14 protein-coding genes are annotated in these 25,371 nt (G+C 32.8%); all 14 read right to left on the bottom strand.

The genetic code is table 11. The annotated features are described in order from the left end of the window. Positions 1-299: 299 nt before the first annotated feature. Positions 300-1,394: a formylglycine-generating enzyme family protein gene (locus tag PQF96_RS12875; RefSeq protein WP_244299631.1), complete on the bottom strand. Its 1,095-nt coding sequence runs from the start codon at positions 1,392-1,394 to the stop codon at positions 300-302. A gap of 157 nt (positions 1,395-1,551) precedes the next feature. Continuing rightward, the gene (locus tag PQF96_RS12870; protein WP_271766620.1) at positions 1,552-2,190 is read right to left on the bottom strand and encodes a copper homeostasis protein CutC; all 639 of its coding nucleotides are present in this window, start codon (positions 2,188-2,190) and stop codon (positions 1,552-1,554) included. A gap of 45 nt (positions 2,191-2,235) precedes the next feature. Next, on the bottom strand, positions 2,236-4,170 hold the full coding sequence (gene nagB / locus PQF96_RS12865) for a glucosamine-6-phosphate deaminase (RefSeq protein ID WP_271766618.1): 1,935 nt from the start codon (positions 4,168-4,170) through the stop codon (positions 2,236-2,238). A 233-nt stretch (positions 4,171-4,403) separates the two neighbouring features. Then, positions 4,404-5,303 (bottom strand): ROK family protein, encoded by a 900-nt coding sequence (locus PQF96_RS12860; protein ID WP_109436734.1) that lies wholly within the window; start codon positions 5,301-5,303, stop codon positions 4,404-4,406. Positions 5,304-5,326: 23 nt separating this feature from the next. Beyond that, positions 5,327-6,733, bottom strand: a complete 1,407-nt coding sequence (locus PQF96_RS12855) for a sugar MFS transporter (protein WP_271766617.1) — start codon at positions 6,731-6,733, stop codon at positions 5,327-5,329. 42 nt (positions 6,734-6,775) lie between these two features. Beyond that, positions 6,776-10,093: a VCBS repeat-containing protein gene (locus tag PQF96_RS12850; RefSeq protein WP_271766615.1), complete on the bottom strand. Its 3,318-nt coding sequence runs from the start codon at positions 10,091-10,093 to the stop codon at positions 6,776-6,778. Positions 10,094-10,262: 169 nt separating this feature from the next. After that, positions 10,263-11,786 carry a SusD/RagB family nutrient-binding outer membrane lipoprotein gene (locus tag PQF96_RS12845; RefSeq protein WP_271766613.1) on the bottom strand — a complete coding sequence of 508 codons (1,524 nt, stop codon included), beginning with the start codon at positions 11,784-11,786 and terminating at the stop codon, positions 10,263-10,265. Between the two features lie 24 nt (positions 11,787-11,810). Then, entirely contained in the window at positions 11,811-14,933 is a 3,123-nt protein-coding gene (locus tag PQF96_RS12840; protein WP_271766611.1) for a SusC/RagA family TonB-linked outer membrane protein, read from the bottom strand. 234 nt (positions 14,934-15,167) lie between these two features. Continuing rightward, positions 15,168-17,474, bottom strand: a complete 2,307-nt coding sequence (locus PQF96_RS12835) for a GH92 family glycosyl hydrolase (protein ID WP_271766609.1) — start codon at positions 17,472-17,474, stop codon at positions 15,168-15,170. A gap of 66 nt (positions 17,475-17,540) precedes the next feature. Then, positions 17,541-19,889: a GH92 family glycosyl hydrolase gene (locus PQF96_RS12830; RefSeq protein ID WP_271766607.1), complete on the bottom strand. Its 2,349-nt coding sequence runs from the start codon at positions 19,887-19,889 to the stop codon at positions 17,541-17,543. Positions 19,890-19,899: 10 nt separating this feature from the next. Further along, positions 19,900-22,008, bottom strand: a complete 2,109-nt coding sequence (locus tag PQF96_RS12825; RefSeq protein ID WP_271766605.1) for an FN3 associated domain-containing protein — start codon at positions 22,006-22,008, stop codon at positions 19,900-19,902. Continuing rightward, positions 22,008-22,838 carry a chitobiase/beta-hexosaminidase C-terminal domain-containing protein gene (locus PQF96_RS12820; RefSeq protein WP_271766603.1) on the bottom strand — a complete coding sequence of 277 codons (831 nt, stop codon included), beginning with the start codon at positions 22,836-22,838 and terminating at the stop codon, positions 22,008-22,010. The genes PQF96_RS12825 and PQF96_RS12820 overlap by 1 nt, the downstream gene beginning before the upstream one ends. Further along, a complete protein-coding gene (locus PQF96_RS12815; protein WP_271766601.1) occupies positions 22,835-23,878 on the bottom strand; it encodes an NHL repeat-containing protein in 1,044 nt (347 codons plus the stop codon). Before PQF96_RS12815 ends, PQF96_RS12820 begins: the two co-directional genes overlap by 4 nt. Before the next feature lie 15 nt (positions 23,879-23,893). Then, positions 23,894-25,366, bottom strand: coding sequence for a DUF1501 domain-containing protein (locus PQF96_RS12810; RefSeq protein WP_109436744.1), 1,473 nt, complete (start codon positions 25,364-25,366; stop codon positions 23,894-23,896). Positions 25,367-25,371 lie beyond the last annotated feature (5 nt).

Raw genomic sequence — 25,371 nt, 5'->3', positions numbered from 1 at the left:
ATTTGATAAAGGTGAATATTGTACTAGTTATTATTGTATTTTTTACACCTTAGTATATATTTCAAACTAAATAAACAAATAATAAAATCATTAAAATTAAAACACTTTTATAATGAAGGTCAACCTTATTTTTTATTGAAATAGGGCTTAATCTTTATTATTTAGTCATTTTTACTTTACAAAGTTAATACGTAATAATAAGTATGTATTCATAAAATTATCCCCTTTTCTTGTATTTTTCGGACATAATTCATTTTTTTTATTTGTAGAATGGTATACATTTCAAACTACTTGTCTGATTATTGTTTATTTTTTAGGACTTCCCATTGTTCTTGAGTCATTACACCTCTAAAACCTACATGGTCTTGACTTGTATCCTGACTAGAGTGCATTCTGGCACTCGCTCTGTAACTACTACAATAGCTATTATTACACAAAAAAGATCCTCCTCTTTGTATTCTCTGGGGTGTATAAGGTTGTCTTGGGTCAAAAGGTTTATCTGCTCCTTTTGGATCTTCGATAACACCTTGATCAGCGCTCTCTTTATAATATGTTACATTATACCAGTCTGAAGTCCACTCCCATACATTACCAGCCATATCATATAATCCATATCCATTGGGCTGATAGGTCCTCACTGGAGCAGTTGTAAAGTATCCATCTTTTAAACTATTATATAGCGGGAATGTTCCCTGCCAAGTATTTCCGAAAGCACTAATATTAGTATCATTACCCCATGGATAAAGTTTATTTTGTAATCCACCTCTAGCGGCAAATTCCCATTCTGCATCTGTAGGAAATCGTTTTCCTACCCAATTTAAATATGCCTGAGCATCATCCCAGGAAACCTGAACTACAGGATGATCTTCTTTTCCTTCAATCGAACTTTCTGGTCCTTGAGGGTGCTGCCAATTGGCTCCTTTTACCCAAGACCACCATTGTGACCAATCAAACAAATTATCTGTATCTACAGGTGTAAATACCATAGATGCAGCGACCAACATAGAATCATGCGGTTTAGGAGTCCCCGGAGGAACTTGTTTTTTTAGTTCTTCCCAATCTGGTTTTTTCTCGGCAGTAGTAACATAACCTGTAGCCTCAATAAATTTTCTGAATTCTGAATTCGTTACTTCATTAATATCCATCCAAAAACCGGAAACTTTTACCTCATGTGCAGGTTTTTCATCTGTACGAGCATATGAATCATTTTCTAATGCCCCCATAGTAAATTGATCACCAGTAATCCAAACCATCCCAGGAGGGCCATCTTTAGGTGTTTCTACCTTTATTTCTTTTGATTCCTTGGTTTTGATTGACTCTTCTGTCTGTCTTTTTTGATCACAGGAAATACATAGTAAAAGAATAATGCTTAATAAAAGCGTGAATCTCATCATAAAGTTCAATTTACATCTTAAAGAATTCATATTTAATGTTAAATATAATCACTCTTTATCAGTAAAAAGAAAGAAATATATAGAAGTTTAATAAACACTATTATTGAAAGCTCTTCTGGCATTATATATCAATCTTCTTCTCCAGCTATGGTTTTCTTTAATCATTAACCTCATTTAAATTTCCAACTATTCGTTTTCCGTGATACGATGGCCCTTTAATAAATTGATGTAGTTTTTGAATATTGTCATTTGTAATGGATCCTGCAGAAATGATCTCTACTTTGTTTTTTGCTAAAGCTACCATCTTTTTTAAAATAACTTTCCCCTCCTTTGCTGTGGTTTTACCTCCTGAAGTCAATATACCAGTAATACCTTCTATTTTTATGAGGTCATACAATGCTTTGATGATATTTGGTGTTTCATCAATCGCTTTATGAAATACTATTGCCATTGGCATAGCTATTTGAGCTAATACAGTAATTCTGTCAATATCAAGAGTATTGTCTCTTTTTAAAATTCCGAATACAACGCCATCTACTTTACTCTTATGACAATCTAGGATTTGGTTTTTCATTTCTTCAAATTCATCGTCAGAATAGACAAAATCTCCTCCTCTGGGCCTTATCATTACATGAATAGGAATATGTATTTTTTCTTTTGCTTCTATTATGATCTCTAATGAAGGGGTTATCCCACCAACACTTAAGTCTCCACATAACTCTATTCTATTTGCACCTTTCTGTTCTGCCAGTTGTGCCTGGGAAATTCTTTCTACACAAGCTTCTTTTGTAAACATTTTTTTCTTATCATTTTTGTACAATATTTTATTGTATTTATGTTATTAAAAATGATATCTTTTAAAGGCTTCCATTGCTGCATAATCTGCCAATCCTAATTGATGATACTTCATTGCTGTATCTTGATTTCTTTCTTCTGCTCTAACCCAAAACTCTCTTGAATCATCTCCCTGAAACATTACTCTATCCTTCTGAGATTGATGAAAAAAAATAGCTTTTCTTTTTTTAATTACTTGATCTGGACTCATGGGTACAGCCATATCAATTTCGTGTAATCCCCATTCCTGCCATGCACCTCGATATAACCACACCCAACATTCTTTCATAAAATCATTTAACTTTATTTTTTCTATTGCAGAAAATAGTGCGTCCAAACAAACCCTATGTGTTCCATGAGGATCAGCTAAATCCCCGGCTGCATATATTTGATGAGGCTTTATTTCTTTGATTAAATTTGATATAATTTCTACATCTTCTTCTCCCAATGGTTTCTTTTTTATAGCTCCCGTTTCATAAAATGGCATATTTAGAAAATGTACTTTCTCATCAGGAATATTAAGATATCGAGTAGCTCCCAGAGATTCTTTTTGTCGAATAACTCCTTTTAAGAATAATAATTCTGGCGTATTAAATTCAAAATTTTCTTGTGTTTGAATGGCTTCTACTATAGTATTAAAGACGTTATTATTACAATCCATTGTGGTTACCACTTCTACAAATTTTAGTGCTTCATGATTAGAAACTGCAATATTTCCAGAAGTTTGATACGCTACATGCACATCATGCCCCTGTTCTACCAATCTATCCAGAGTGCCTCCCATAGAAATCACATCGTCATCAGGATGAGGACTAAATATAAGTACTCGTTTCTTTTCGGGGATTGCTCTTTCTGGTCTTGAAGTATCATCTGCATTTGGTTTTCCTCCAGGCCATCCCGTAATCGTATGTTGAAGTTTATTAAACATCTTAATATTTATATCATATGCATTTCCTTCTTTAGCCAACAAACTCTCCATACCATTATCATTATAATCTTTATCAGTGAGTCTAAGAATTGATTTTGAAGTTAACTCACATAACCATATAATTGCATTACTTATTGTTTCCTCGGTCCACATGCATGGGCCAACAAGCCATGGAGTTTTGTATTGTGTAAGTAAAGAAGCTGCTCCTTCATCCAAAACAAAAGTTGTATTCTTATGTAATTGAAGGTATGTTGCAGGAACTTGAGAAGTAATTTCTCCTTCTATAGTTTTTTTTATGATCTCTGCTTTATTCTCTCCCCAAGCTAATAAAACAATTCTTTTTGCCTCTTTTACAGTACCAATTCCCATCGTAATTGCTCTTTTAGGGACATTTTCAAGTCCTAAAAATGAAGATGCAGCATCTGTTCTTGTAAGATGATCTAAAGTGATAAGCCTTGTTCTTGAATTATAGTGCGACCCAGGTTCATTAAAACCTATATGTCCAGTCCTACCTATACCAAGTAATTGAAAATCTAAACCTCCATACTTCTTTATTTTATTTTCATAAGCAATACATGTTTCTAGAATTTTATCAGGATGAGTATCCCCACTAGGTATATTTATATGATCCTTAGGAATATCGATATGATTAAATAAATACTCATGCATGAAATCATAATAACTTTGTACATTATCCTTTTCCATAGGATAATACTCATCTAAATTAAAAGTAACTACGTTTTTAAAACTTAAGCCTTTTTCTTTATGAAGTCTGATTAATTCTTCATATACTTTTATCGGAGAAGAACCTGTAGCTAATCCCAAAACACAATACATCTCGTCTTTCTCCTTTTGTCGTATTAAAGCAGCGATCTCATGTGCAACTTTATAAGAAGCATTATTAGAATTGTCATAAACGACATTATGAATTTTTTCGAATCTAGTATTCTCATAAATCCCTGCCTCTTTATAACTTATATCTTCTAAATTTCTATATCGAACTTCTGCAACCATAATTCTTTGTTGTTAGCTGTTTAACTAATGATAAAGATAATTTAACTATGCTTTTCTTTTGAAAGAAATTCGACGAATAACTCATTATAACCAATCAAAATAAACTTAATCAATATCTATTAATATGTTTAAGCAGACAACTTTAATGATATTGATTCTTATTTGGATATTTTTAAAGGTTGAGAAATTTTAATTAAGCTTAAAATACTAAAGATTAGATCTTAATATGCGATTTAAAGTATATTATAAAAATGATTATCTGTTAGTCTTGCGCCCCCCATTAAAGCCGCATTTTCTTGAAGTTTACTTTTATGAATTGGTATCTCTATCCGCAATACATTAAATGCAGTGTACAATTCTTTTTCAAAAAAGGACCATGCGTTACTAATGTTACCCCCTATGACAATGCCTTCTGCATCAAAATCCTGTATCCAGGAAGATAAAAAAAACGCCAAATTCTGGGCAAATTCTTTAAAAATTTGCGTTGTTATTTTTAGATGTTCTTTACATGCTATCAATTCTTTTACACCTGCTATATCCTGACCAGTAATTTCTTTATAACGCCTTTGAAACCATTGTGTAGAAAAATGAGTGTCTGCAATACCATCTCCAAAAGGTAAATGATATAACTCTCCATATAACGGAACCCCCTTACCTTTAGTTAAAGGAACACCTTTATTCAGAAAAGTTGCTCCTAAACCTGTTCCCAAAGTAATTGCAATACTCTTTTGATAAGGAATTAATTCTCCTACCCAAGCTTCTCCTATACCAAAACATGCTGCATCATTATAAAATCTAACAAAAACAGAAGGATCTAGATTCAATTTTTCTATGATACAACTTTTAAGATTTACATTACATAAGGTATCAAATTTACTTTCTCCTTTTTTGGGAAAAATACCATTCTTATAATCAAAAGGACCTGGTATAGCTATACCAATCCCTTTAAGTTTTTCCTCTCCCAAATTATCAATTGCCAAATCTATAGTACACATCCAACTCTCTAATATAAGATTTAAGTCGTCCTTATGTCCAACTTTCATCGTATAGATTTGCTGTATTTGATTTGGTTTTTTCTCATCTATAATTGCAACAGAAATATGACTACCTCCAATATCAACACCTAACACCATTTAAAAAATAAAATTTTATATGTTTATATTATATTCTTGACTTTATATCCCACTATCCCGTAAAACACTAAGTATATATAACATACCAGAGGTATAAAAAAGGATAATTGAATTCCTATAATATCTGCAACCGCTCCTTGTAACAAAGGAATTAATGCTCCACCAACAATCATCATAACTAATAATGACGATGCCTGACTAGTATATTTTCCTAAATCTTTTATTGCCAATGTAAATATATTTGACCATAAGATTGAATTAAATGCTCCAATCGCTATAGCACTCCAAAAAGCAATTTCTCCATTACTAAGTATCATGATTAAGAGTAATAGTATTATAACTCCTGCAAATAAGGTCAATACCTTTGAAGGTTTAACCCCTCCTATCATGAAGGCCAAATAGTTAATAAGTAAAAACACAATAAATAACCATATTTTAGAAAACGGTAATAATTGTAGTGAAAACTCATCTGCTTCTACCTTTATTCCAGTAATAAAATACAAGACAAAAAAGAAAAGTATTGATAACCCAGCCATTAACAGATACTTTTTTGTCTTATCGGTAATGCTCCCCATAGAAACAGATCCTAAAAACCTTCCTATCATGGCACCTCCCCAGTAATATGATAAAAATACTCCCGCTTCTGCTTCCTCCATTCCCATAATTGATTCGAGACCAAAAAAGTTTATTAAAAAACTCCCAACAGACACTTCTCCTCCTACATAAAAAAAGATGGCAAACATTCCTAAAACAACATGTCTAAATTTTAATACTCCTAATCCTTTCTCTATTTTCTCATTATTGACAAAAGAAGGTAGTTTAACGAATTTTATAATAACAGCTAGTATTAGAAAAAGTCCTCCATATATAAGGTAAGGCATTTTTAAGGAATCTACTGTAATTTCACCATTAGAAAACACTTTATATAATAATATAGCCCCAATAATAGGTGCTAAAGTTGTTCCAAAAGAGTTAAATCCCTGAGCCAAATTAAGCCTACTTGATGCCGTATCAGGGTTTCCTAGTATTGCAGCATATGGATTAGCTGTTATCTGTAAAATAGTCACCCCTGAAGCCAAGACAAATAAAGCCCCAAGAAAAATTCCATATCGTTGATAATTAGCTGCGGGATAAAAAAGACAACATCCGATACCACAAAGAATAAGGCCAATTATAATTCCATTCTTATATCCTATTTTGGAAATAGGATCTCCCTGACTAACAGAGATAATAAAATATATAAGTGAAATCACAAAAAAAGCTCCAAAAAAGGCAAACTGAATTAATGCTGCCTGAAAATAGGAAAGTTCAAATACTGCCTTCAAATGTGGAATTAAAACATCATTCATTACAGTAATGAATCCCCACATAAAAAATAAAAAGGTAATGGTAATAAAAGGTTTTCTGTAATTCATTTTTTGGTTATCCATAGTATTCAAACTTTTATCTTAATCTTTTAAGTATGTATTATGTTAATTATTGTATTTAAAAACCTGTATCTTATCATTATTATTAGCCACTAGAATTAGTTTCTGTTTTTTATCCTCTAGCATTTTCATTTTTCTAACATCTTTATTGGTAAAAAAACCACTTTCTAAAATTGTTTGTGTTGTAAAGCTACCTTTTCCATTCCCATAGAGCAATACACCAGTACCTGCATCATTACGCATAGTTTCTATTTCTGACACAAATAGATTTCCAGCTAATAAAACATCTAGATTTCCATCTGTATTAAAATCTTTTATAATCATATCATTTATATTAGAAAACTGTGTACTATTTGGTAAAACCGATATTTTAAAAGTACCATCACCGAGGTTTTCTATATAAGAACTAGCAAAAGTATGCGCTTCATAATGTAAAGCCTCCTTTAGGTGGTCATTACCATAGACATCATTTATCTCTAAAGAAGCAAAAAGGTCATATTTTTCTATTTTTTTCTTAAGACCGGGAACTTGTTGCGCAGAACATGAGAAACCTCTTAATGGATAATGTTTTCCATAATTATAATATCCTAAAACTATATCTTTACTTCCGTTATCATCAAAATCTTCATAGTATACATCAAAAGGTTTATCTGTGGTTGTTTTATACTTATAATTTAGTCCTAAATTACCTGCTATAAAGTCTGTATCTCCATCATTGTCAAAATCTCCTTTCCCTATACTAAACCACCATCCAGAAGAACGATCAAGGCCAGAAATATTTGACTTTTTAAATTTGCCTTTTTCATTTTCAAAAATTGTTATTGGCATCCATTCTCCCACAACAATCAAATCCAGATCTCCATCTGTATCAAAGTCATCCCAAACACCATCAGTAACCATTCCAATTTCTATCAATTCTGGTGCTATTTGTTGGGTGACATTCACTAATTTTCCTTTCTTATTTTCTAAAATATAACTTGAAGTAGGTTCTGGGTATGATTTTGGAGTTAATCTACCTCCTACAAATACATCAAGATCCCCGTCGTTATCAAAATCAGAAGGAACCACGGAAGATCCACTAACTGCTGGCAAGTTAACTTTAATGTTTTTTACAAAATTTCCTTCTCCATTATTTATATATAATCGATCCTTATAATATTCTGATGATGACTTGTACTCATTACCTCCACTCACTACGTATAAATCACTATCCCCATCATTATCTACATCAAAAAAAATAGCATCCACGTCTTCAAATTTATAATCTTCTTTAAAAGATTTCTGATCTGCTTCTGTAAATGATCCTAGAGTATTCTGAATATATAATGAAGCAACATGATCTTTTGCAGCCCCAATATAAACATCTAACAATCCATCATTATTAACATCAGCTATTGCTAATGCCGGACCGAACTGAGACAATTTATGGGGTAACAAAATCTGATCTTTATAATCATTAAAAGCATTTTCTTTATGCGTATGCTTTAATTTCTGAAGCCTTGTCACATCTTCAAAAATAAAAGTTTGACGCTCTTTTTCTTTAGTGTTTTTTGAAATCGCCTCATCCATAAAAAGAGTAATCGTCTGATTGGTTTTTATATCTGTCATTCTGGTTTGATGATGATTTGGCCAATCTATTATCACCTCATCAATATTTTCAATATCATTTACTCCAAAATGTACAATATGTTCACTAGTAGAGTAAATCCCTCTGACCGCTGTTGTTTCAACAAATTGTTTTTCTTTTCCATAATTGACAGTAACTTTGGCGCCTAGAGTATTTCTATGTTTTTTATCTAATAGTTCGAATCTCAAAAAATTACAGGTAAAGTTTTCTCGGGCATTATTCTTATAAATAAATGCTTTTTCATTGATGTTATTTACCACAATTTCTAAATCTCCGTCATTATCCAAATCAGCATAAGCAGATCCATTAGAAAACGTTTTTTGATCTAACCCCCAATCATCCATAACCTTAGAAAAGGTATAATCCCCATTATTTTTGAAGGCATAATTTTTTAGTTTTTCCGAAGGTAAAATTTCAACGGTTTCCTTCAAATCAAGAATATCCCAAATACTAACATCTCCTGCATTGGGGTTATCTTTTACAAATGTATTGGCAACATTCATTACATAATTGGCCATTTTTTCATTAGCATCAGTATTACGTATATCTCTCAGCAATCCATTGGTTACATAAATATCTTTTAGTCCATCATTATCAAAGTCTGCAATTAAATTAGACCAACTCCAATCGGTTGAAGAAATATTGGCCAGTTCTGCAATTTCGCTATATGTTCCATTGCCATTATTAAGTTGAAGTGTATTAAACATATATTGGTAATGTCCCCCATTATGAACAACCTTCCAAAATGCTTTTGGATTCATACCACTCATATTAGATTTTAATCTCACGTTATCTTCTGCGGCCATATCGGCCACCATAATATCTAAAAGGCCATCGTTATTAATATCAGCAGCGTCTACTCCCATACTAAAATATGACATATGGTTTAGAGCCTTATTCGCTACATTCGTAAATGTCCCATCTTGATTATTAATATAAAAGAAATCTGGTAAGTAAAAATCATTAGCTATATACAAATCTACATACCCATCATTATTAAAATCTCCCGTAGATACACTATTTGCATTACTTGTTCTTAAGACACCTGCTTCTTCACTGACATCTACATAATGGGTATTGCCTACATTTTTATAGAGTTTTGAAGCATATTTGAGATCTTTTTTAAGATCAATACCAAAAAACTTAGAGTAGCTTCCCGGATTGGGAGGTTGATTAAGTAGAAAAAGGTCTACATAACCGTCATTGTTATAATCAAAAAAAGTAGCATGCCGGGTTCGTTCACTATTATCAACCCCAAATTTGGCTGATTCTTCAGAAAAAGTAAGGTCTCCATTATTGATATATAATTTATTTTTTCTTAATTCATCATCATCGTCATATAGCTCACGACAAACATATATATCCAAATGACCATCTCCATTTACATCTGCCAATGCAACTCCTGAAGACCATCCTCCATTATCAAAAATCCCAGCACTTTGCGTTATATTTTCAAAGGTTAAATTTCCTTTATTAAGGTACAATTGATCTCCCACAAGGTTGCCTCCAAAAAAAAGATCTTGTAATCCATCATTATTAAAATCTCCTATACCTACTCCTCCTCCTCCATAATAATTAGAATATAATAGGATATTTTTTCCCTTAAGATCGGTTACATTGTTAGAAAAAGATATTCCAGTCGTACTTGGAGGGAGTAATGTAAAAAGTGTATTCTCCTGAGCATTTACACTCACAAAAAATAAAAAGCTAATCCAATATATATGTATTACTTTCATCTGCTCTTTTAATTGTTTTCTATTTGTCAGATGGAATTCACCCTTGAAGTAAAATTGATATCAACTTTACTTCAAGGGTTCATTTCATGATTTTCAAGATAAAAAGAAGGGATTAATTTCCCTCCCTTTTTTTGATAAAATCAAGTCAAATTTATTGGCTAATATGAAATCACTCAACATCCCACCATACTCTGGTAGTAAATTGGTCGGCTCCTTGCCTTGCTACTGCAGCTTGGTAATTTTGTGGATTTGTTGTTTGTTCTCTTTCAAAATAACGAAGTCTTCTTGGTATCTGACCATTACTTTCGTTACCAGGATAGTTAACCGGAGTTAATACCGGGAACCCTGTTCTTCTCCAATTTGCAAAAGATTCTATGTCATTTAAAAAAGTAACAATCCAATATTGCGTATTTACTTGTTCTAGGCCATTAGCAGCATCAAAAGGATTTGCTGTTAGAAAATCTGTAATCTCCATATCGGTAACACTTTCTGTTCCTATATCATACATATCCATTTGTCTCATGGCCGCTCTTACTCCAGCTTCATAATGAGCTGCAGGATTACCTCCAGCAATTCCCCAACGTATATCAGCTTCCGCTAGCATAAACTCTACTTCTGCATAGGTTTGAAAAAAGTAAGGCGCATCTTCTTTAGTAATAAGGTTTCTGTTGGGTTCTGAAAAATTATTAATATTATCTCCTCCAGGAATCCCTAAAACAGTGGTAGCATCAAGTCCATTCGGAAGTCCCATTTGCATAGCTGGATCGTTACTCCCACTAGTATTTCTATCGTCATCCCCATCAGGTAATGCTGCATAAATACGAAGTCTTGGATCTCCTGTTAACGCATTGATGAATGTATCGCTTAATCTCATATCATCATCAGCACTAAAAACTTGTCCGTTTCCATTTCTATTTATTCCTTCTGGACCATCTGTATGTTCGACAAAAGCAATATCATCATTAGATTGCATGACTCCGCCATCTATTGCTCTTTGTACCCATTGTTGGGATGCTGTAGGATCAACCTTTATTAATCTTAATCCTAAACGTAGCATTAAGGAGTTTCCAAAACGCTTCCATTTTTCCTGATCTCCTCCAAATAATATATCTGCTGCTCCAAATTGAGATGTTTCCGTACCCAAAACGGCTGTAGCTTCTGCCAATTCGTTAAGCATATCAGCATAGATTTCACTTTGCGGATCATATACTGGTCTAAAATTACCATCTATAAAACCTTTACCAGCTTCACTATAAGGTACATCTCCATATAAATCAGTTAATTTATGATAAATAAAGACACGTTGTATTCTAGCTATAGCAAGCATTTCTTCAGAATACTCATTCTCTGGATCTGTTTCTAACTGAAAAACAATATCTTCTATGATTTTTACATGATCATTATATCCTCTTTCGAACCAAGCTCCAGACCATTGCGCATTATAAAAATATTTATCTCCTGCCCAAACTCCTCCCGTAGCAGCCATATGCTGAATCATCATAGAAGAATAAATTAGATTTCCCCTCCAGTTCTCAAAGCGATCTCCTGCTGTTCTTAAGATAGCATTCGTAAACTTTGGTCCAGGTTCGAGCTCTGTTGCTGCATTTGGATTTTCGTTAAGTTCTTCAAAACCACTGTCACAAGAACTCACTCCGAAAAAGACTATTAAAATTACTGTGATAACTTTTTTCATTATTGAAATATCTTTTAGATTTTTTTAAAACTTTAAATTAACGGTTAGTCCGTAACTAGCGATAGAAGGCAATCCAAAATATTCTAGTCCTTGCGCGTTACCTCCATTAAATCCAGCCTCTGGGTCTATGTTCTCAGAATCTCTCTTGATAAAAAACAAGTTTCTTCCTACTAAAGAGATGTTTGCTCCTGTAAGAAATGTCTTATCTAACAATTTTGAAGGAAAGGTATATCCTAAACTTAACTGACGTAATTTAATAAAATCAGCATCCTCTACAACTTCCTCTGCTATTCCTGAAATTCTACCATAATACGCTTGTAGGGTGGTATTATCATGAGTAAACGTAAATGGATTACCAGCCTCATCTACACCTGTAACAGTAAGACCTCCTTCTCTACCTTCCAAAGTACGTTTATCTAATCCACTTGAAAGTGCAATTGCATTTGTTCCTGCATATACTTGTCCTCCAAACTTAGCATCTATCAAAAAGCTTAAATTAATATTCTTATAACTGAAGGTATTTGTAAGTCCCATTGTCCATGGAGGTACGCCTTCTCCCAAAATCTGGCGATCAGGATTCTCTGCAGGTAACCCATCTGCATCATAAACAATTTGACCTGCATCATTTCTAAGATATGCAGTACCATATATCACTCCAAATGGTTCTCCTACAATCTGACTAATATTTGCTCTAAACGTTCGTACATTACCTACCGTTAGAATATTTTCCTGATCATCAGTAGCTATTATTTCACTTTCATTAAACCCGAGGTTATAGCTTACATCCCAACTAAAATTAGTAGATTGTATGGGTCTACCTCTAAGTAAAAGTTCTATTCCTTTATTTTCAAGCTCTCCAATATTTGACAGCACATTAGAAAAACCAGAAGTATTAGATATATCAACGGGAAGAATATCTTTTTCAGTTCTATTATTATAATAAGCAAAATCAAGACCTAATCTACTATTTAGAAAACTAAGATCTAAACCAAATTCTATTTCTTTTTTACTAAAAGGAGTTACTAAAGAATTTGGCACTGTTCCTCCCGGAAGTGGTGCCAATGCTGGTGCTATTTCTCCTAGTGGTTGTCCTAAATGACCTTGTCCAAAAATACGATAATACAGGCTTAATAAATATGGTGTTTCGGCACCACCTGCAACTTCAGAATATCCAGCTCTAATTCTACCAAGAGTAACCCAATCAGGCAATTCAAATGCGTTAGAGAATACAAAACTACCACTTAATGATGGATAAAAATCGTTATTTGGTGTCGTTTTACCTACCGCAGAAAGTGTAGAAAACCAATCGTTACGTCCTGTAACTGTAAGATATGCATAATCCTTATACCCGACTTCTACTGAACCATAAACACCCGAAAGAGCAGTTTCTGTTAATGTTCTTTCCTGGCTAGAATTTTCAACATTCCCGATAATTTCTAAAAAAGGAATTACAAAACGTTCTCCTCTTAATCTAAGGAAATCACTTCTCTGTGTATTTTTATTCGCTCCAAAAAAGGCTTTTACTGAAATATCTTCTGTTATATTTTTATTAATTCCAAGAATTAAATCTGCATCCACCTGAGTGATATTATTTTCTCTTTCCTCAATACTCCCCAGTGGAGTAAATGCAGTACCAAAACCTTCTATTTGTGTTGTACGAGTTGTTGCATGATCAATACCAGCTCTCGCGGTAATATCTAACCAATCAAATATTTTATATTTTACGGTAGCTGAACTTAATATTCTATTTCTACGATCAAATGTCCTAAATCGTTCTGATGCCCAATATGGGTTTTGTACAAAAGGATTTGAAGATATTCGTTGTTCTACACCGGTATCGGTAAAACCTGGCGCCAAACTTTCTACATTTACATTGGCAGGTAATAAACCTACAGAGAAATTTGAATTACCAGGAGCATCAGACACACGTGGTCTATTGGTCACTTTTTCTATAATGTATCTTGCGCTTAAATCAATTGATAGTTTTTCAGAAGCATTAGATCCTAAATTAAAAGAAAAAGACTTTCTGTCTAATTCAGAATTTGGTAAGATATCTTTATTATCAAAATTAGTAGCTGCAAATCGATAATTAATTTTATCATTACTATTTGATAGCGCTATGGTATTTATAAATGTCGATCCTGTATCATAAAACTTTTTTAAGTTATCTCCAGCATTCGTATATGGTCGTGATACACCATCAAATTGAACTGAATTTGGAACACTTCCTAATCTTGGACCCCATGATGAAAAAGCTGCAGCTAAAGCTTCATCCGCTGTAGTAGGAGCTACTCCTTGAGAACCTTGACCATACGTTTCCTGAAAATCCCTTATGTTAGGATTAATCTTTTCAAATGTTATTTGACTGCTATATTCTACACCAAGTCCTTTTTGTTTTCGACCATTCTTAGTAGTAATTATAATGACTCCTCCAGAAGCTCTAGACCCATAAAGAGCTCCAGCTGCTCCTCCTTTTAAAACACTAACCGATTCAATGTCATCAGGATTAATGCTAGAAATACCATCTCCAAAATCAGCTCCTCCCCACTCACTTGCTGCTCCTAACTGTGTATTATCTATGGTTACGCCATCGACTACATACAAGGGCTGATTTGCTCCGGACAAACTAGATGCTCCTCGAATAACAACTCTACTAGATCCAGCTGCTCCTGTAGAAGGAGGTGTTATATTAACTCCCGCAACTTTACCTTGTAATGCATTAAGGGCATTAGGAGTTTTAACTTCTGAAATTGCTTCTCCCTGTAATTGAGTGACTGAATATCCAAGTGTTTTTCTATTCCGTTCGATTCCTAATGCTGTGACAACAACCTCATCCAACTGCTCTGTTCCTACAGATAGGGATACATTAATTGTAGTTTGCCCATTCACTGCAATTTCTTTTGTTTCGAACCCTAAAGAAGAAAACACCAAAATAGCATCTGATTTTGGTAATTTAATAGAATAATTCCCATCAAAATCTGATAAAACTCCTACTGACGTGCCTTTAACTATAACATTCACCCCGGGTATAGGAGTGCCTCCTTTTTCATCGGAAATAGTACCCGATACCGTCGAATCTTGTGCTAGAATCGTTTGAAAACCAACAAAGGACACAAACACTAGAAATACTAGTAACTTATTATACATACTTGATTTTTTAGTTTACATTAAATTGATTTACATTCTCCCAGACTTTAATAAAAGCCAGTATAAATGTTATAATATCATTAACTTTTTGGAAAGTTTTTCGACCAATGACGATGCTGAAAAGTTAAAGAACACTATTACGAAAACGTTTGATACTGGTTTTTTTTTGTTTTTTTAACAGATAAAGCCCTATTTTATTATAACTAATGTTAAATCTAGATTAAGAAACAAACGTTATTTTAGATAAAAACTTAGATTTTTTGAATTTATAAGTTGTTCATGTGAAATAAAAAAACTATCTAAATTCTCATTATTTATCTTAATAGACTCTATAAATTTTTCTTTATTAGTAGTATTAGAAGTAATCACTAAGGTTTCATTTTTATAATATTCTTTATTTAGATGAATAGTTATTTTTTCAAATTTTGGTGCGCAAAATGTATATATTGGTTTTGCTGGTGTTATAGGATATATACCCATCATTGAAAATATTGCCCAAGCAGACATAGTTCCTGTATCATCATTCCCTGGTAATCCATCTGGAGTATTTTTATAATATGTTTCTAATAGATCATTTACGGTTTTTTGGGTCTTCCATTCCTTTCCTTTTACATAGTTAAACAAAAAAGGATAAGCAATATCAGGTTCGTTAGCCATATCATATTGCTTGTTATCAAAAACTTTTTGTAACTGTTGTTCGAATAACTTTTCTCCTCCCATAAGGTCTTTTAGCCCTTCCACATCATGGGATACCATAAAGGTATATTGCCATGCATTTCCTTCTATAAAGCCAAGATTTTTCACAAAATTAGCTCCTGTTTCTGGGTTATATGGAGACAACCAGCTTCCATCATTATTTTTTGGACGCAATAGATTGAATTCTTCATCAAAAAGTTTTCTATAGGATACTGAGCGATCTAAAAAACGTTGATAATCTTTCTCTTTACCAAGCTCTTGTGCTAATTTTGATATTGCAAAATCTGTAATGTTATATTCTTGTGTGGTTGAAACAGATCCACTATGTATTGTTTTTGTTGTTAAGTATCCTTTTTCGATATAATCTTTAATTCCCGGGCGTAATGGATTATCAATTAATTGATCTGCACTTTTTAACATTGCTTCATATGCTTTTTCTATATCAAAATCTTTGATTCCTTTAAGATATGTATCAGCAATGATTATCCCTGCTGGATCACCAACCATAGTTGTTGTCTCGGTAGCATTTAACTCCCATTTTGGGAGCCATCCTGTTTCATCATAAATCTGTAACATACTTTTTACCATATCAGATTGTTGTTTTGGATAAACCAAACTCATCAATTGATGTAGATTTCTATACGTATCCCAAAGGGAAAAAACAGTATATCGAGTCCCCTCTGTATTTAAAGTCTCTCGGGTTCTCATTTTAGGATATTCACCATTTATATCATTAAGCGTATTTGGATGAATTCCTGTATGATATAATGCCGTATAGAATTTTATTTTATCTTCTTTTTTACCTCCTTCTACTTCGATTTTTGATAAATATTGATTCCATTCTGTTCTCGTTTCTTTTCTAATTTGTTTAAATCCTTTTTTTAAAGTTTCTTTTTCTAAATTTTCACGAGCATTTTTTATACTTACATAGGATATTCCTATTTTCATTTCTACTTTTGTAGGAGTATCAAAATGATATCTCATATATCCACCTATACTATCACCGGTTACTTCTTTTGTGAATCCTTTTTTTATTCTTGTTTTTCCATTATACTCTTTCATCCATTCGGCTTCCACTCCTTGATATGTATTTGGCTTTTCCCATACTCCAAACTCATCAGCTGGTACAGAAAATTTTGCTACAAAATAAACAGGATATGCTTCTTCTGGTTTATAGTAACAAAATGATCCTACAGAGCGTGTTCCTTCTATTTCAGTGGGAGAAACTACTTTTATTCTTCCACCTTGTTCATTTGTTAGTCCTAATCCTAAATTGAGTAAAATATTCGCAGTGCCTTTAGGGAAAGAATACATACTCACTCCTACTCTTGTCGTAGCAGTAGTTTCTACGATAATATTATATTTATCTAATATATTTGAATAGTATCCTACTTCTGAAATTTCGTTAGAATATGTAGATCCATATGTAAGATAATCGGTCTGTATATCTCCTGTAGTAGGCATGGCAGTAATCACTCCTAACTCTGGGCATCCTACACCGCTTAAATTAACATGACTAAACCCCGTTAAAAATGTGTTCTCATGGATATATGGTGTTGACAACCAACGATTATCTTTTTCTAATGGTAAGTTTTGATTTCCTGAAACATTAAAAGGAGAAACACTGGCCATTCCTCGAACGGCTATAGGTCCTGGATTGGTGGTACCAAAATTGGATGTTCCTATAAATGGATTGACATATTGAGTAAAATCTTTTTTTAAGTATTCCTGAGTTCGTTCTATCTTAGTTTTTGGTTTATTTTCTTTTTGACAAGAGGAAAAAACAATTATAATTATTGTTAATAATTTGAGTGCACAATTCTTTTTTAAAATATTAATAATCATTCTTTATATTAAATTAAAAACTTTTGAATTCATTAACCTTACATGACCTTGGATTATTTTGGAAATTTACTTCACTTTACTTAACGAATATGGTACAGCTTCATCTGTATTTGCCCAATCTTTATTAGGAACTTTCCCCATCATAAAATTTAATTCCCCTCCTTGTTGAATTGTATCAAAATTTAAATAGCTATTATTATAGACTACATTATTAAGTGAAGCTGATTGAACATATACATTTTGTTTAGAATTATTAGAGGCGCTAATTATAAATTCATTACCATTTTCTAGGGTAATTGTCACTTTTTTAAACAAGGGGCTTCCTATTACATATTGATCTACTCCAGGAGTAACTGGATAAAACCCTAATGCACTAAAAACATACCAGGCAGAAGTTTGTCCATTATCTTCGTCTCCACAATATCCATCTGGTGTTGCAGAGTATAATTTGGTTAATACTTCCCGAATTTTCTCCTGTGTCTTATAAGAAACATTAGCATAATTGTATAAATAAATCATATGCTGAATGGGTTGATTACCGTGAGCATAATTCCCCATATTTACAATTTGCATTTCTCTTATTTCATGAATTGTAAATCCATAGTATGATGCATCAAACTCTGGAGGCATTTCAAATACGCTATCTAATTGCTTTTCGAATTCTGTTTTTCCTCCCATTAACTGAATCAGACCTTCTATATCATGAAAAACAGACCATGTATAATGTAAGCTATTTCCCTCTGTAAAAGCATCTCCCCATTTTAAAGGATTAAAGGGAGTTTGAAAACTACCATCTACATTTTTACCACGCATCAATTTGGTAGATGGATCAAATAAATTCTTATAATTCTGAGATCGTTTATAGAATGTATTTGCAACCTCCTTTTTTCCTAATTTTTCTGCCATCTTAGCAATTGTAAAATCAGCATAAGCATATTCTAATGTACGTGCAGCATTTTCATTGATTTTTACATCGTATGGCACATACCCTAATTTGTTATAGTAGTCAATTCCTTCTCTCCCTACAGACCGTATTTCGTTTCCATTAGACAAAGGCCTCCCTTCTGAAGTTGTTGCATTTTTGAGTATGGCCTCGAATAAAGTTTCTGTATCTATATCTGGTATTCCTTTTAGGAATGCATCGGCAATAATTGGTGCCGAATTAGATCCTATCATACAATCTCTATGCCCTGGACTTGCCCATTCTGGAAGCCAGCCAGATTCTTTATATGTGTTTGCAAGGCCTTTCATGATTTTACCGTTTAATTCGGAGTACATCATATTAAAGAAAGGAAAAACCGCCCTAAACGTGTCCCAGAAACCATTATCTGTAAACATATATCCCGGTAACACTTTTCCATTGTATGGACTATAATGTAGTATTTCATTTTTTTCATTAAACTCATAAAACTTCCTCGGAAAAAGCAGTACCCTGTATAAGCAAGAATAAAAAGTTTTGATGTTATCTACATTATCATCTTCGATCTTAATTCTATTCAATTCCTTTTCCCACGCTTGTTTAGCCTTGATTTTAGTTTCCTCAAATGTATCAGTGCCAATCTCTCTATTTAGATTTAATTGTGCTTGTTCTGGACTAATAAAAGAAGATGCCACTTTTATATGTACTTTTTCTCCTTTTTTGGTTTTAAACCCAATAATAGCCCCTACGTGTTTTCCTTTATTTTCTAATGAATTCTCTAGTAATTTCCATTCATCTCCCCAAGTATGATTTACTTCAAAATCTTTATCAAATTGTGCTACAAAATAGTTATGAAAATTATCTGGAACTCCACCGCTATTATTTCTACAATACCCAATAATTTTTCGTTCTTCGGGAATAATTTTCACCATTGATCCTTTAAAAAAAGCATCCAACATAATATAAGATTGCTTTGCTTCTGGAAAAGTAAATCTAAAATGTGCAGCTCGTTCTGTTGGAGAAACCTCAGCTACTATATCATAATCTGCTAAATATACTTTATAATGATTTGGTTTCACTATTTCTGCTTTATGAGAAAACCAAGAAGCTCTTTCTTCTTCTTTATATTTAAGATCTCCTGTAATTGCCATAAATGAAAATGCTGCATAATCGTTAATCCATGGACTGGGCTGATGTGTTTGTTTAATTCCTCTTATTGTATTTTCATCATATTTATATGTCCAACCATCACCCATTTTTGAAGTCATAGGTGTCCAGAAATTCATTCCCCATGGTGTTGCAATTGCCGGGTATGTATTTCCATTTGATAAATCAAACGCAGAATCTGTTCCCATTAAAGGATTTACATAATCAATCAAGCTTGTTTTACTTTCTTTATCTATATTATTTTGGCTTACAACTTCTTCATTTTTCTGGTCTGAATTACATCCTAATAACATTATAACTATAGCATATATAGTACTTTTTACTTTCATTAGTTCTGGTTTATTGTATTAATATCTCATCGACAAAAAGCCATGGGGCTTTACCTGCTCCCTGGTGCCAATCAGGAAGTTTCCCTGCATTGTGTACTACTATCTTAATATATTGGGCATTAGTTTGTGGTATTTTTAAACTAAAATTCTTTTTACTGATTTCTTTAGCTTCTTCCTCATTAGTTGCGTCATAATTCATTTCTCCGATTTTTTGAAAAGTCGCATTTTCATTTTTAGTATAGACTTCTATTTTTTTGGGAAATAAAATCCATGATCCGGCATCTCTTAAACAACTTACCGATACATTTTGAATCACCTTAGGCTCATCAAAATTAATTGTAGTGATCAAATTATCACCCTCATATCCTGTCCAGTTTCCATCAGAAAAAACAGAACTTCCTTTTATAAAATCAAAAACTTTTTGAGCTCCCGGATATTTCGCAGATGGTTGATGTACCATATTAAAATCTTTAATCTTATATTTTATTTTAAAAAAGTCTTCTTCCATAATTGGGCTTGGTAACCATTCGTCTTGATATAACAAAGCCTTTAACTTTATAGAATTAGTAATTTTTATAGGTGCAGTATACCTGATAGAAGTACTATCCGGATCTGTACCGTCTATCGTATAATATAATTTTGCTTTACGCAATGGATTATTAAATGTAATCATTAAACTATCAGAAAAAATAGTTTGCTCTGTAATAAGGGTAGGAGATTTTAAAGCTTTAATTTCTGCAAATCCCTCAAAAACACCATGATGAATGATGGTCGGACTACTTTTCATTAACTGTTTAGCATATTTTTCATCTACTTGTGTATTCCATACATAAATATCATCTGGAGCAATTTCCTCTACAATGGTTGTTATTCCCTCATTATCTATTTCTGTATGGTGTACATTTAAAACTTTTAGTTTTTTTAGGTTAACCAAATGATTAAGAGTTGTATTTGAAATTTTGGTGTTATCCAAACGTAATTTCTCCAATCGTTTAAGTTCCTTTAATCCTTTAGTCATATCATCTGTTAAAGTAGTATTATTTAACTCTAATTCTACTAATTGTTCTGCTATACCTTTTAATGATTTTATTGCATCTGTTGTTATAGAGTCTCTAACAAATTTAGCACTCAATTGTGGCTTATCTATCGCAATTCTATAAACCAAAAACCCTGAATTCACCACATCGTTTAATGCCGCTATAGAAGCTTCTGCTATAATTTCAACATCCTTTTCTACATAATTTTCTAAAAGATTAATTAATGTATCATTTTCTTGATATGCCAACGCCTTCACATTAAAATCAGCACCGTTATTTATCCAATGTTCTAACAGCCATAATTCATCTGTAGATATTTGATTTTTTCCAGTTGGAGGCATATGTTTTTCGTCTTCTAAAGGCAATAAAATTCGTTTAATTATATGGCTATTCAAAGCATTTCCTTTCTCTATCAACTTACCATTTTTTCCTCCTTTGAGAATCATGACTTCAGAAATAAGGGATAATTCTCCTTTTTGCTTTGTTGCATTATGACATTGTATACATTTAGCTTCTAAAATAGGATATATCACATCAGAAAAATAATGAAGACTATCAATAACCTGAGGTTTGTTTTTTTTTGTTTTTAAAGGAGAATATTGTGTAATAAAATCATCTCCATGAGTTAGCGTACTCCCATAATGTCCAGTTATACTAATCAAAATTATAGTACTTACGAATAAAGGGAAGAATAGTTTTTTTAGGCTTTCAAGAGTAGATCTCTTTAGTAAGAATAAGAAAGTAATCAAAATTGCAGTTGCAATTCCTGTCCACATATGAATATTAGTTGTATTTTCATCATAACCACCTTCTAAGGATAAAAAATACCCCAATACACAAGCCAAAATTGCAAAAAATGCACTGAATCCTAATCCATTTTCAATAAGGGTTTCGGGGTAATTCTTGCGAATACGCCCAACGATATCAAAATAAAATACTAATAGTAACCCACCAATAGGTAAATGTAATATCAGAGGATGAAAACGACCTAAAAACAACACAAATTCTGATGTACCAGTTGTTTCAACAAGTGGTATTACACTCAGAAACATACAACATATATGAGATATTATAAGATTCATTAATTAGAGATTTTGGCATTAAAAATCCATTCATCCATAAACAACCAGGCAGGATTACCTTTACCTTGATGCCATTTGGGGATTGATGTCACATTGGAAATTTTAATCTTTAGTTTTTTTAATTTCTTAGCAACTGGAATATGAACATTATCTAATTTGGTACTACCAGTCTTTAGTTTTTCTAATGTTTCCTGAGATTCAATATCTGTGAAATTCGCCCCATTTTCTGAAAAAGCAATAGACACATTTTGAATAGGAAAAATCCATGCATCTGTATTCACCAAATATCCTATATCTACAGAATCTAAAAATATCTTAGTTTTAAAATCGATTATTGCTATAAATGGTTCAGTAACTCCTATCCATTCTCCATCTCTAAAGTTTAAGGTTCCTTTTTTATGATTCACTAATGTACTCTCTCCTTGTCCTGGGTATTGTTTATTTAAAGGAGTAATCAAGGAAAAAATGTCAACATCAATTCCTTTTTTAAAGAAGGATACCTGTTCTGACCCACTGGATTTAAATTCAGGATGAAATGCTTTAAATGTATAGGTCCCGGGTTCTGAAATTGAAATTATATCTGTATACTTTTCTGATGTTTCTGTTGGTTCATTACCATCTGTAGTATAACGAATTACTGTTTGATCTAATGGCAATGAAGCAATAATTGATGAAGAAGTGTCGATAATCACATTATTTACAATAATCTTAGGGTTGACTAACTGTATTTCTTCTTTTTGCACATAGGTTTTTGTAAATTCATTTTCTTGATTATTCTTTTTACAAGAACAAACACATATAATCCATACTATGACTACTATATATTTCATACTCTGGTTAGTTTTATAGGGTATGTTTGTCCAGAATTCCATTGTGCTACATACATATTACCTTCTTCATCTATGCATACATCATGAGGATGTTGAAATAATTTTATGGTTTGATACAATTCTTTTAATGAATTATTTTGATATATCGGTTGTGTTGCTCCTGGACAAGAGATTACTTCGTTCTTATCATCCATAATCAAAAGAAATCCTGAACCATTATGTGATGCACCTCTTGATTTTAAAACAGCAAAATAGATTTCATTACCATAAATTACCGGTCGGCAAATGAGAGCCCCTGGAACTTCTATAGATGATAAGTAATTACCATCTAAACTAAACTTCTTTAATTTGTTTTGTTCTCTTGCTGTAATTAAAAGTATTGGATTTGCCTCATCTCTTTGATCAAGACAAATACCATGAGCATTTAAAAACTGATCATTTTCTGTTCCTTTTCCTCCAAATATATTTAGGAGTTCTCCTTTGTAATTATAATGTAATATGAATTGATTTCCGTAGCCATCAGCAACATAAAACTCTCCGTTTTTTAAAACTGTAGTCTCGGTGGGTTTAAATTCTTCTTTACTTTTATACTTTCCTGTATCTGCTGGATAATCAATTGTCATTACCTCTTTACCATCAATTGTAGTCTTAATAATCTGGTGACGTTCATAGTCAGTAATGAACAAAAAGTCTTCTCCATTTTCAACAGAAAGCGTTAAACCGTGACCTCCTGGATATGTAGTTCCCCAAGTTTCTAATAACTTTCCTGATTTATCATATACAATAATGTTATTTTTGATATGATTGGTAAGCATAACAATTCTTCCTTTAGAATCCTGAATAATTTCATGACAGTCCTTTACCGGAACTTTTTCTGCATTCAAATTTCCCCAGTTCAAATCCACCTTGTAGCGATGAGAATTATGCCCAATAATCAAATCTTTATTATCATCAAAAGTATACGCTCCAGAATATACCGGTAAAGTAAGTATCCCGGCAGAAGCACATACTGATTTATGTAGAAATTTTCTTCTATTCATCCCTTTTCGGTTTTATCATGCAATAAGATCTTTTACTACATTACCATGAACATCAGTTAATCGAAATCTTCTACCCTGATGTTTAAAAGTAAATTTGGTATGATCAATTCCCATCAAGTGCATTAGTGTAGCCTGAAAATCGTGTATATGTACCGGGTCTTTTACTACATTATATCCTAACTCATCAGTTTCTCCATAAGTAAACCCTGGTTTTACGCCTCCGCCAGCCATAAAAATTGTAAAACTTCTCGGGTGATGGTCCCGCCCATAATTTGTATCGGTTAGTGTACCTTGACTATAATTTGTCCTACCAAACTCTCCTCCCCAGATAACTAATGTATCCTCTAGTAAACCTCTTTGTTTTAGATCCATAATAAGAGCTGCCGATGCTTGATCCACATCTTTGGCTTGCTTTTCTATTTGAGTAGGAAGGTTGTCATGTTGATCCCAACCCATATGATACAATTGTACAAATCGAACATCCTTTTCTATCAACCTTCTCGCCAAAATACAATTCGCTGCATATGTCCCAGGGACCTGAGAATCGGGACCATACATTCTAAAAACATGTTCTGGTTCATCATCAATATTCATAGTTTCGGGAACTGAAGTCTGCATTCTGTATGCCATTTCATACTGAGAAATTCTACTATTTATTTCGGGATCTCCGAATTCTGTTTCCTGTTTATGATTTAATTCGTTTAAATAATCCAACATTTTTCTTCTATCTGCTCTTGACATTCCTTCGGGATCCTTTAAAAACAAAACAGGATCTTTACCCGAACGAAATTGTACTCCTTGATGTAAAGAACTTAAAAATCCATTTCCCCAAAGTTTTGAATATAATGGTTGAGCATTAGGTCTACCAGTTCCTCTACTTAATAGCACAGAGAAAGCTGGTAAATTATTATTAAGGCTTCCTAAACCATAACTCATCCAGGAACCAATACTAGGTCTTCCGGATTGTTGAGATCCTGTCTGAAAAAATGTAATCGCAGGATCATGATTTATTGCATCTGTCTGCATCGATTTTACAAAACACAATTCATCCACCACTTTGGATACATAAGGCATTAAACTACTTACCCAAGCTCTGGATTCACCATATTGCTTAAATGTAAAATTACTATCGGCTAATGGAAAATTAGATTGCCCAGAAGTCATCCCTGTTAATCGTTGCCCTTTTCTCACCGATTCAGGCAAGTCTTGCCCTCTCATATCTGTTAATTTAGGCTTATAATCAAATAAATCTAATTGTGAAGGTCCTCCACTTTGAAAAAGATAAATAACTTTTTTAGCCTTAGGGGCAAAGTGAGGTAGTTGTAATGAACTAGTTCCCAAATTAAGCCCTTTTGCTGTATTTGGTTGACTAAACATACCTATCGGATCAATTAGAGAACCCAGAGCGACTCCGCCAATTCCTAATCCTACTTTCTTTAAAAAATGTCTCCTGTTATTATTATTAAAATGTTTGAATAACTCGTTCATGATCT

Origin of the sequence: Aquimarina algiphila, assembly GCF_947494415.1 — a bacterium.
GTDB classification, from domain to species: domain Bacteria; phylum Bacteroidota; class Bacteroidia; order Flavobacteriales; family Flavobacteriaceae; genus Aquimarina; species Aquimarina algiphila.
This window is presented reverse-complemented; position numbering and strand designations above follow the sequence as displayed.

What these genes read in the sequence shown, in the direction of transcription:
- PQF96_RS12875 (WP_244299631.1), bottom strand. Translation starts at nt 1,394, where the DNA reads ATGATGAGATTCACGCTTTTATTAAGCATTATTCTTTTACTATGTATT.
- PQF96_RS12870 (WP_271766620.1), bottom strand. Translation starts at nt 2,190, where the DNA reads ATGTTTACAAAAGAAGCTTGTGTAGAAAGAATTTCCCAGGCACAACTG.
- nagB (WP_271766618.1), bottom strand. Translation starts at nt 4,170, where the DNA reads ATGGTTGCAGAAGTTCGATATAGAAATTTAGAAGATATAAGTTATAAA.
- PQF96_RS12860 (WP_109436734.1), bottom strand. Translation starts at nt 5,303, where the DNA reads ATGGTGTTAGGTGTTGATATTGGAGGTAGTCATATTTCTGTTGCAATT.
- PQF96_RS12855 (WP_271766617.1), bottom strand. Translation starts at nt 6,733, where the DNA reads ATGGATAACCAAAAAATGAATTACAGAAAACCTTTTATTACCATTACC.
- PQF96_RS12850 (WP_271766615.1), bottom strand. Translation starts at nt 10,093, where the DNA reads ATGAAAGTAATACATATATATTGGATTAGCTTTTTATTTTTTGTGAGT.
- PQF96_RS12845 (WP_271766613.1), bottom strand. Translation starts at nt 11,786, where the DNA reads ATGAAAAAAGTTATCACAGTAATTTTAATAGTCTTTTTCGGAGTGAGT.
- PQF96_RS12840 (WP_271766611.1), bottom strand. Translation starts at nt 14,933, where the DNA reads ATGTATAATAAGTTACTAGTATTTCTAGTGTTTGTGTCCTTTGTTGGT.
- PQF96_RS12835 (WP_271766609.1), bottom strand. Translation starts at nt 17,474, where the DNA reads ATGATTATTAATATTTTAAAAAAGAATTGTGCACTCAAATTATTAACA.
- PQF96_RS12830 (WP_271766607.1), bottom strand. Translation starts at nt 19,889, where the DNA reads ATGAAAGTAAAAAGTACTATATATGCTATAGTTATAATGTTATTAGGA.
- PQF96_RS12825 (WP_271766605.1), bottom strand. Translation starts at nt 22,008, where the DNA reads ATGAATCTTATAATATCTCATATATGTTGTATGTTTCTGAGTGTAATA.
- PQF96_RS12820 (WP_271766603.1), bottom strand. Translation starts at nt 22,838, where the DNA reads ATGAAATATATAGTAGTCATAGTATGGATTATATGTGTTTGTTCTTGT.
- PQF96_RS12815 (WP_271766601.1), bottom strand. Translation starts at nt 23,878, where the DNA reads ATGAATAGAAGAAAATTTCTACATAAATCAGTATGTGCTTCTGCCGGG.
- PQF96_RS12810 (WP_109436744.1), bottom strand. Translation starts at nt 25,366, where the DNA reads ATGAACGAGTTATTCAAACATTTTAATAATAATAACAGGAGACATTTT.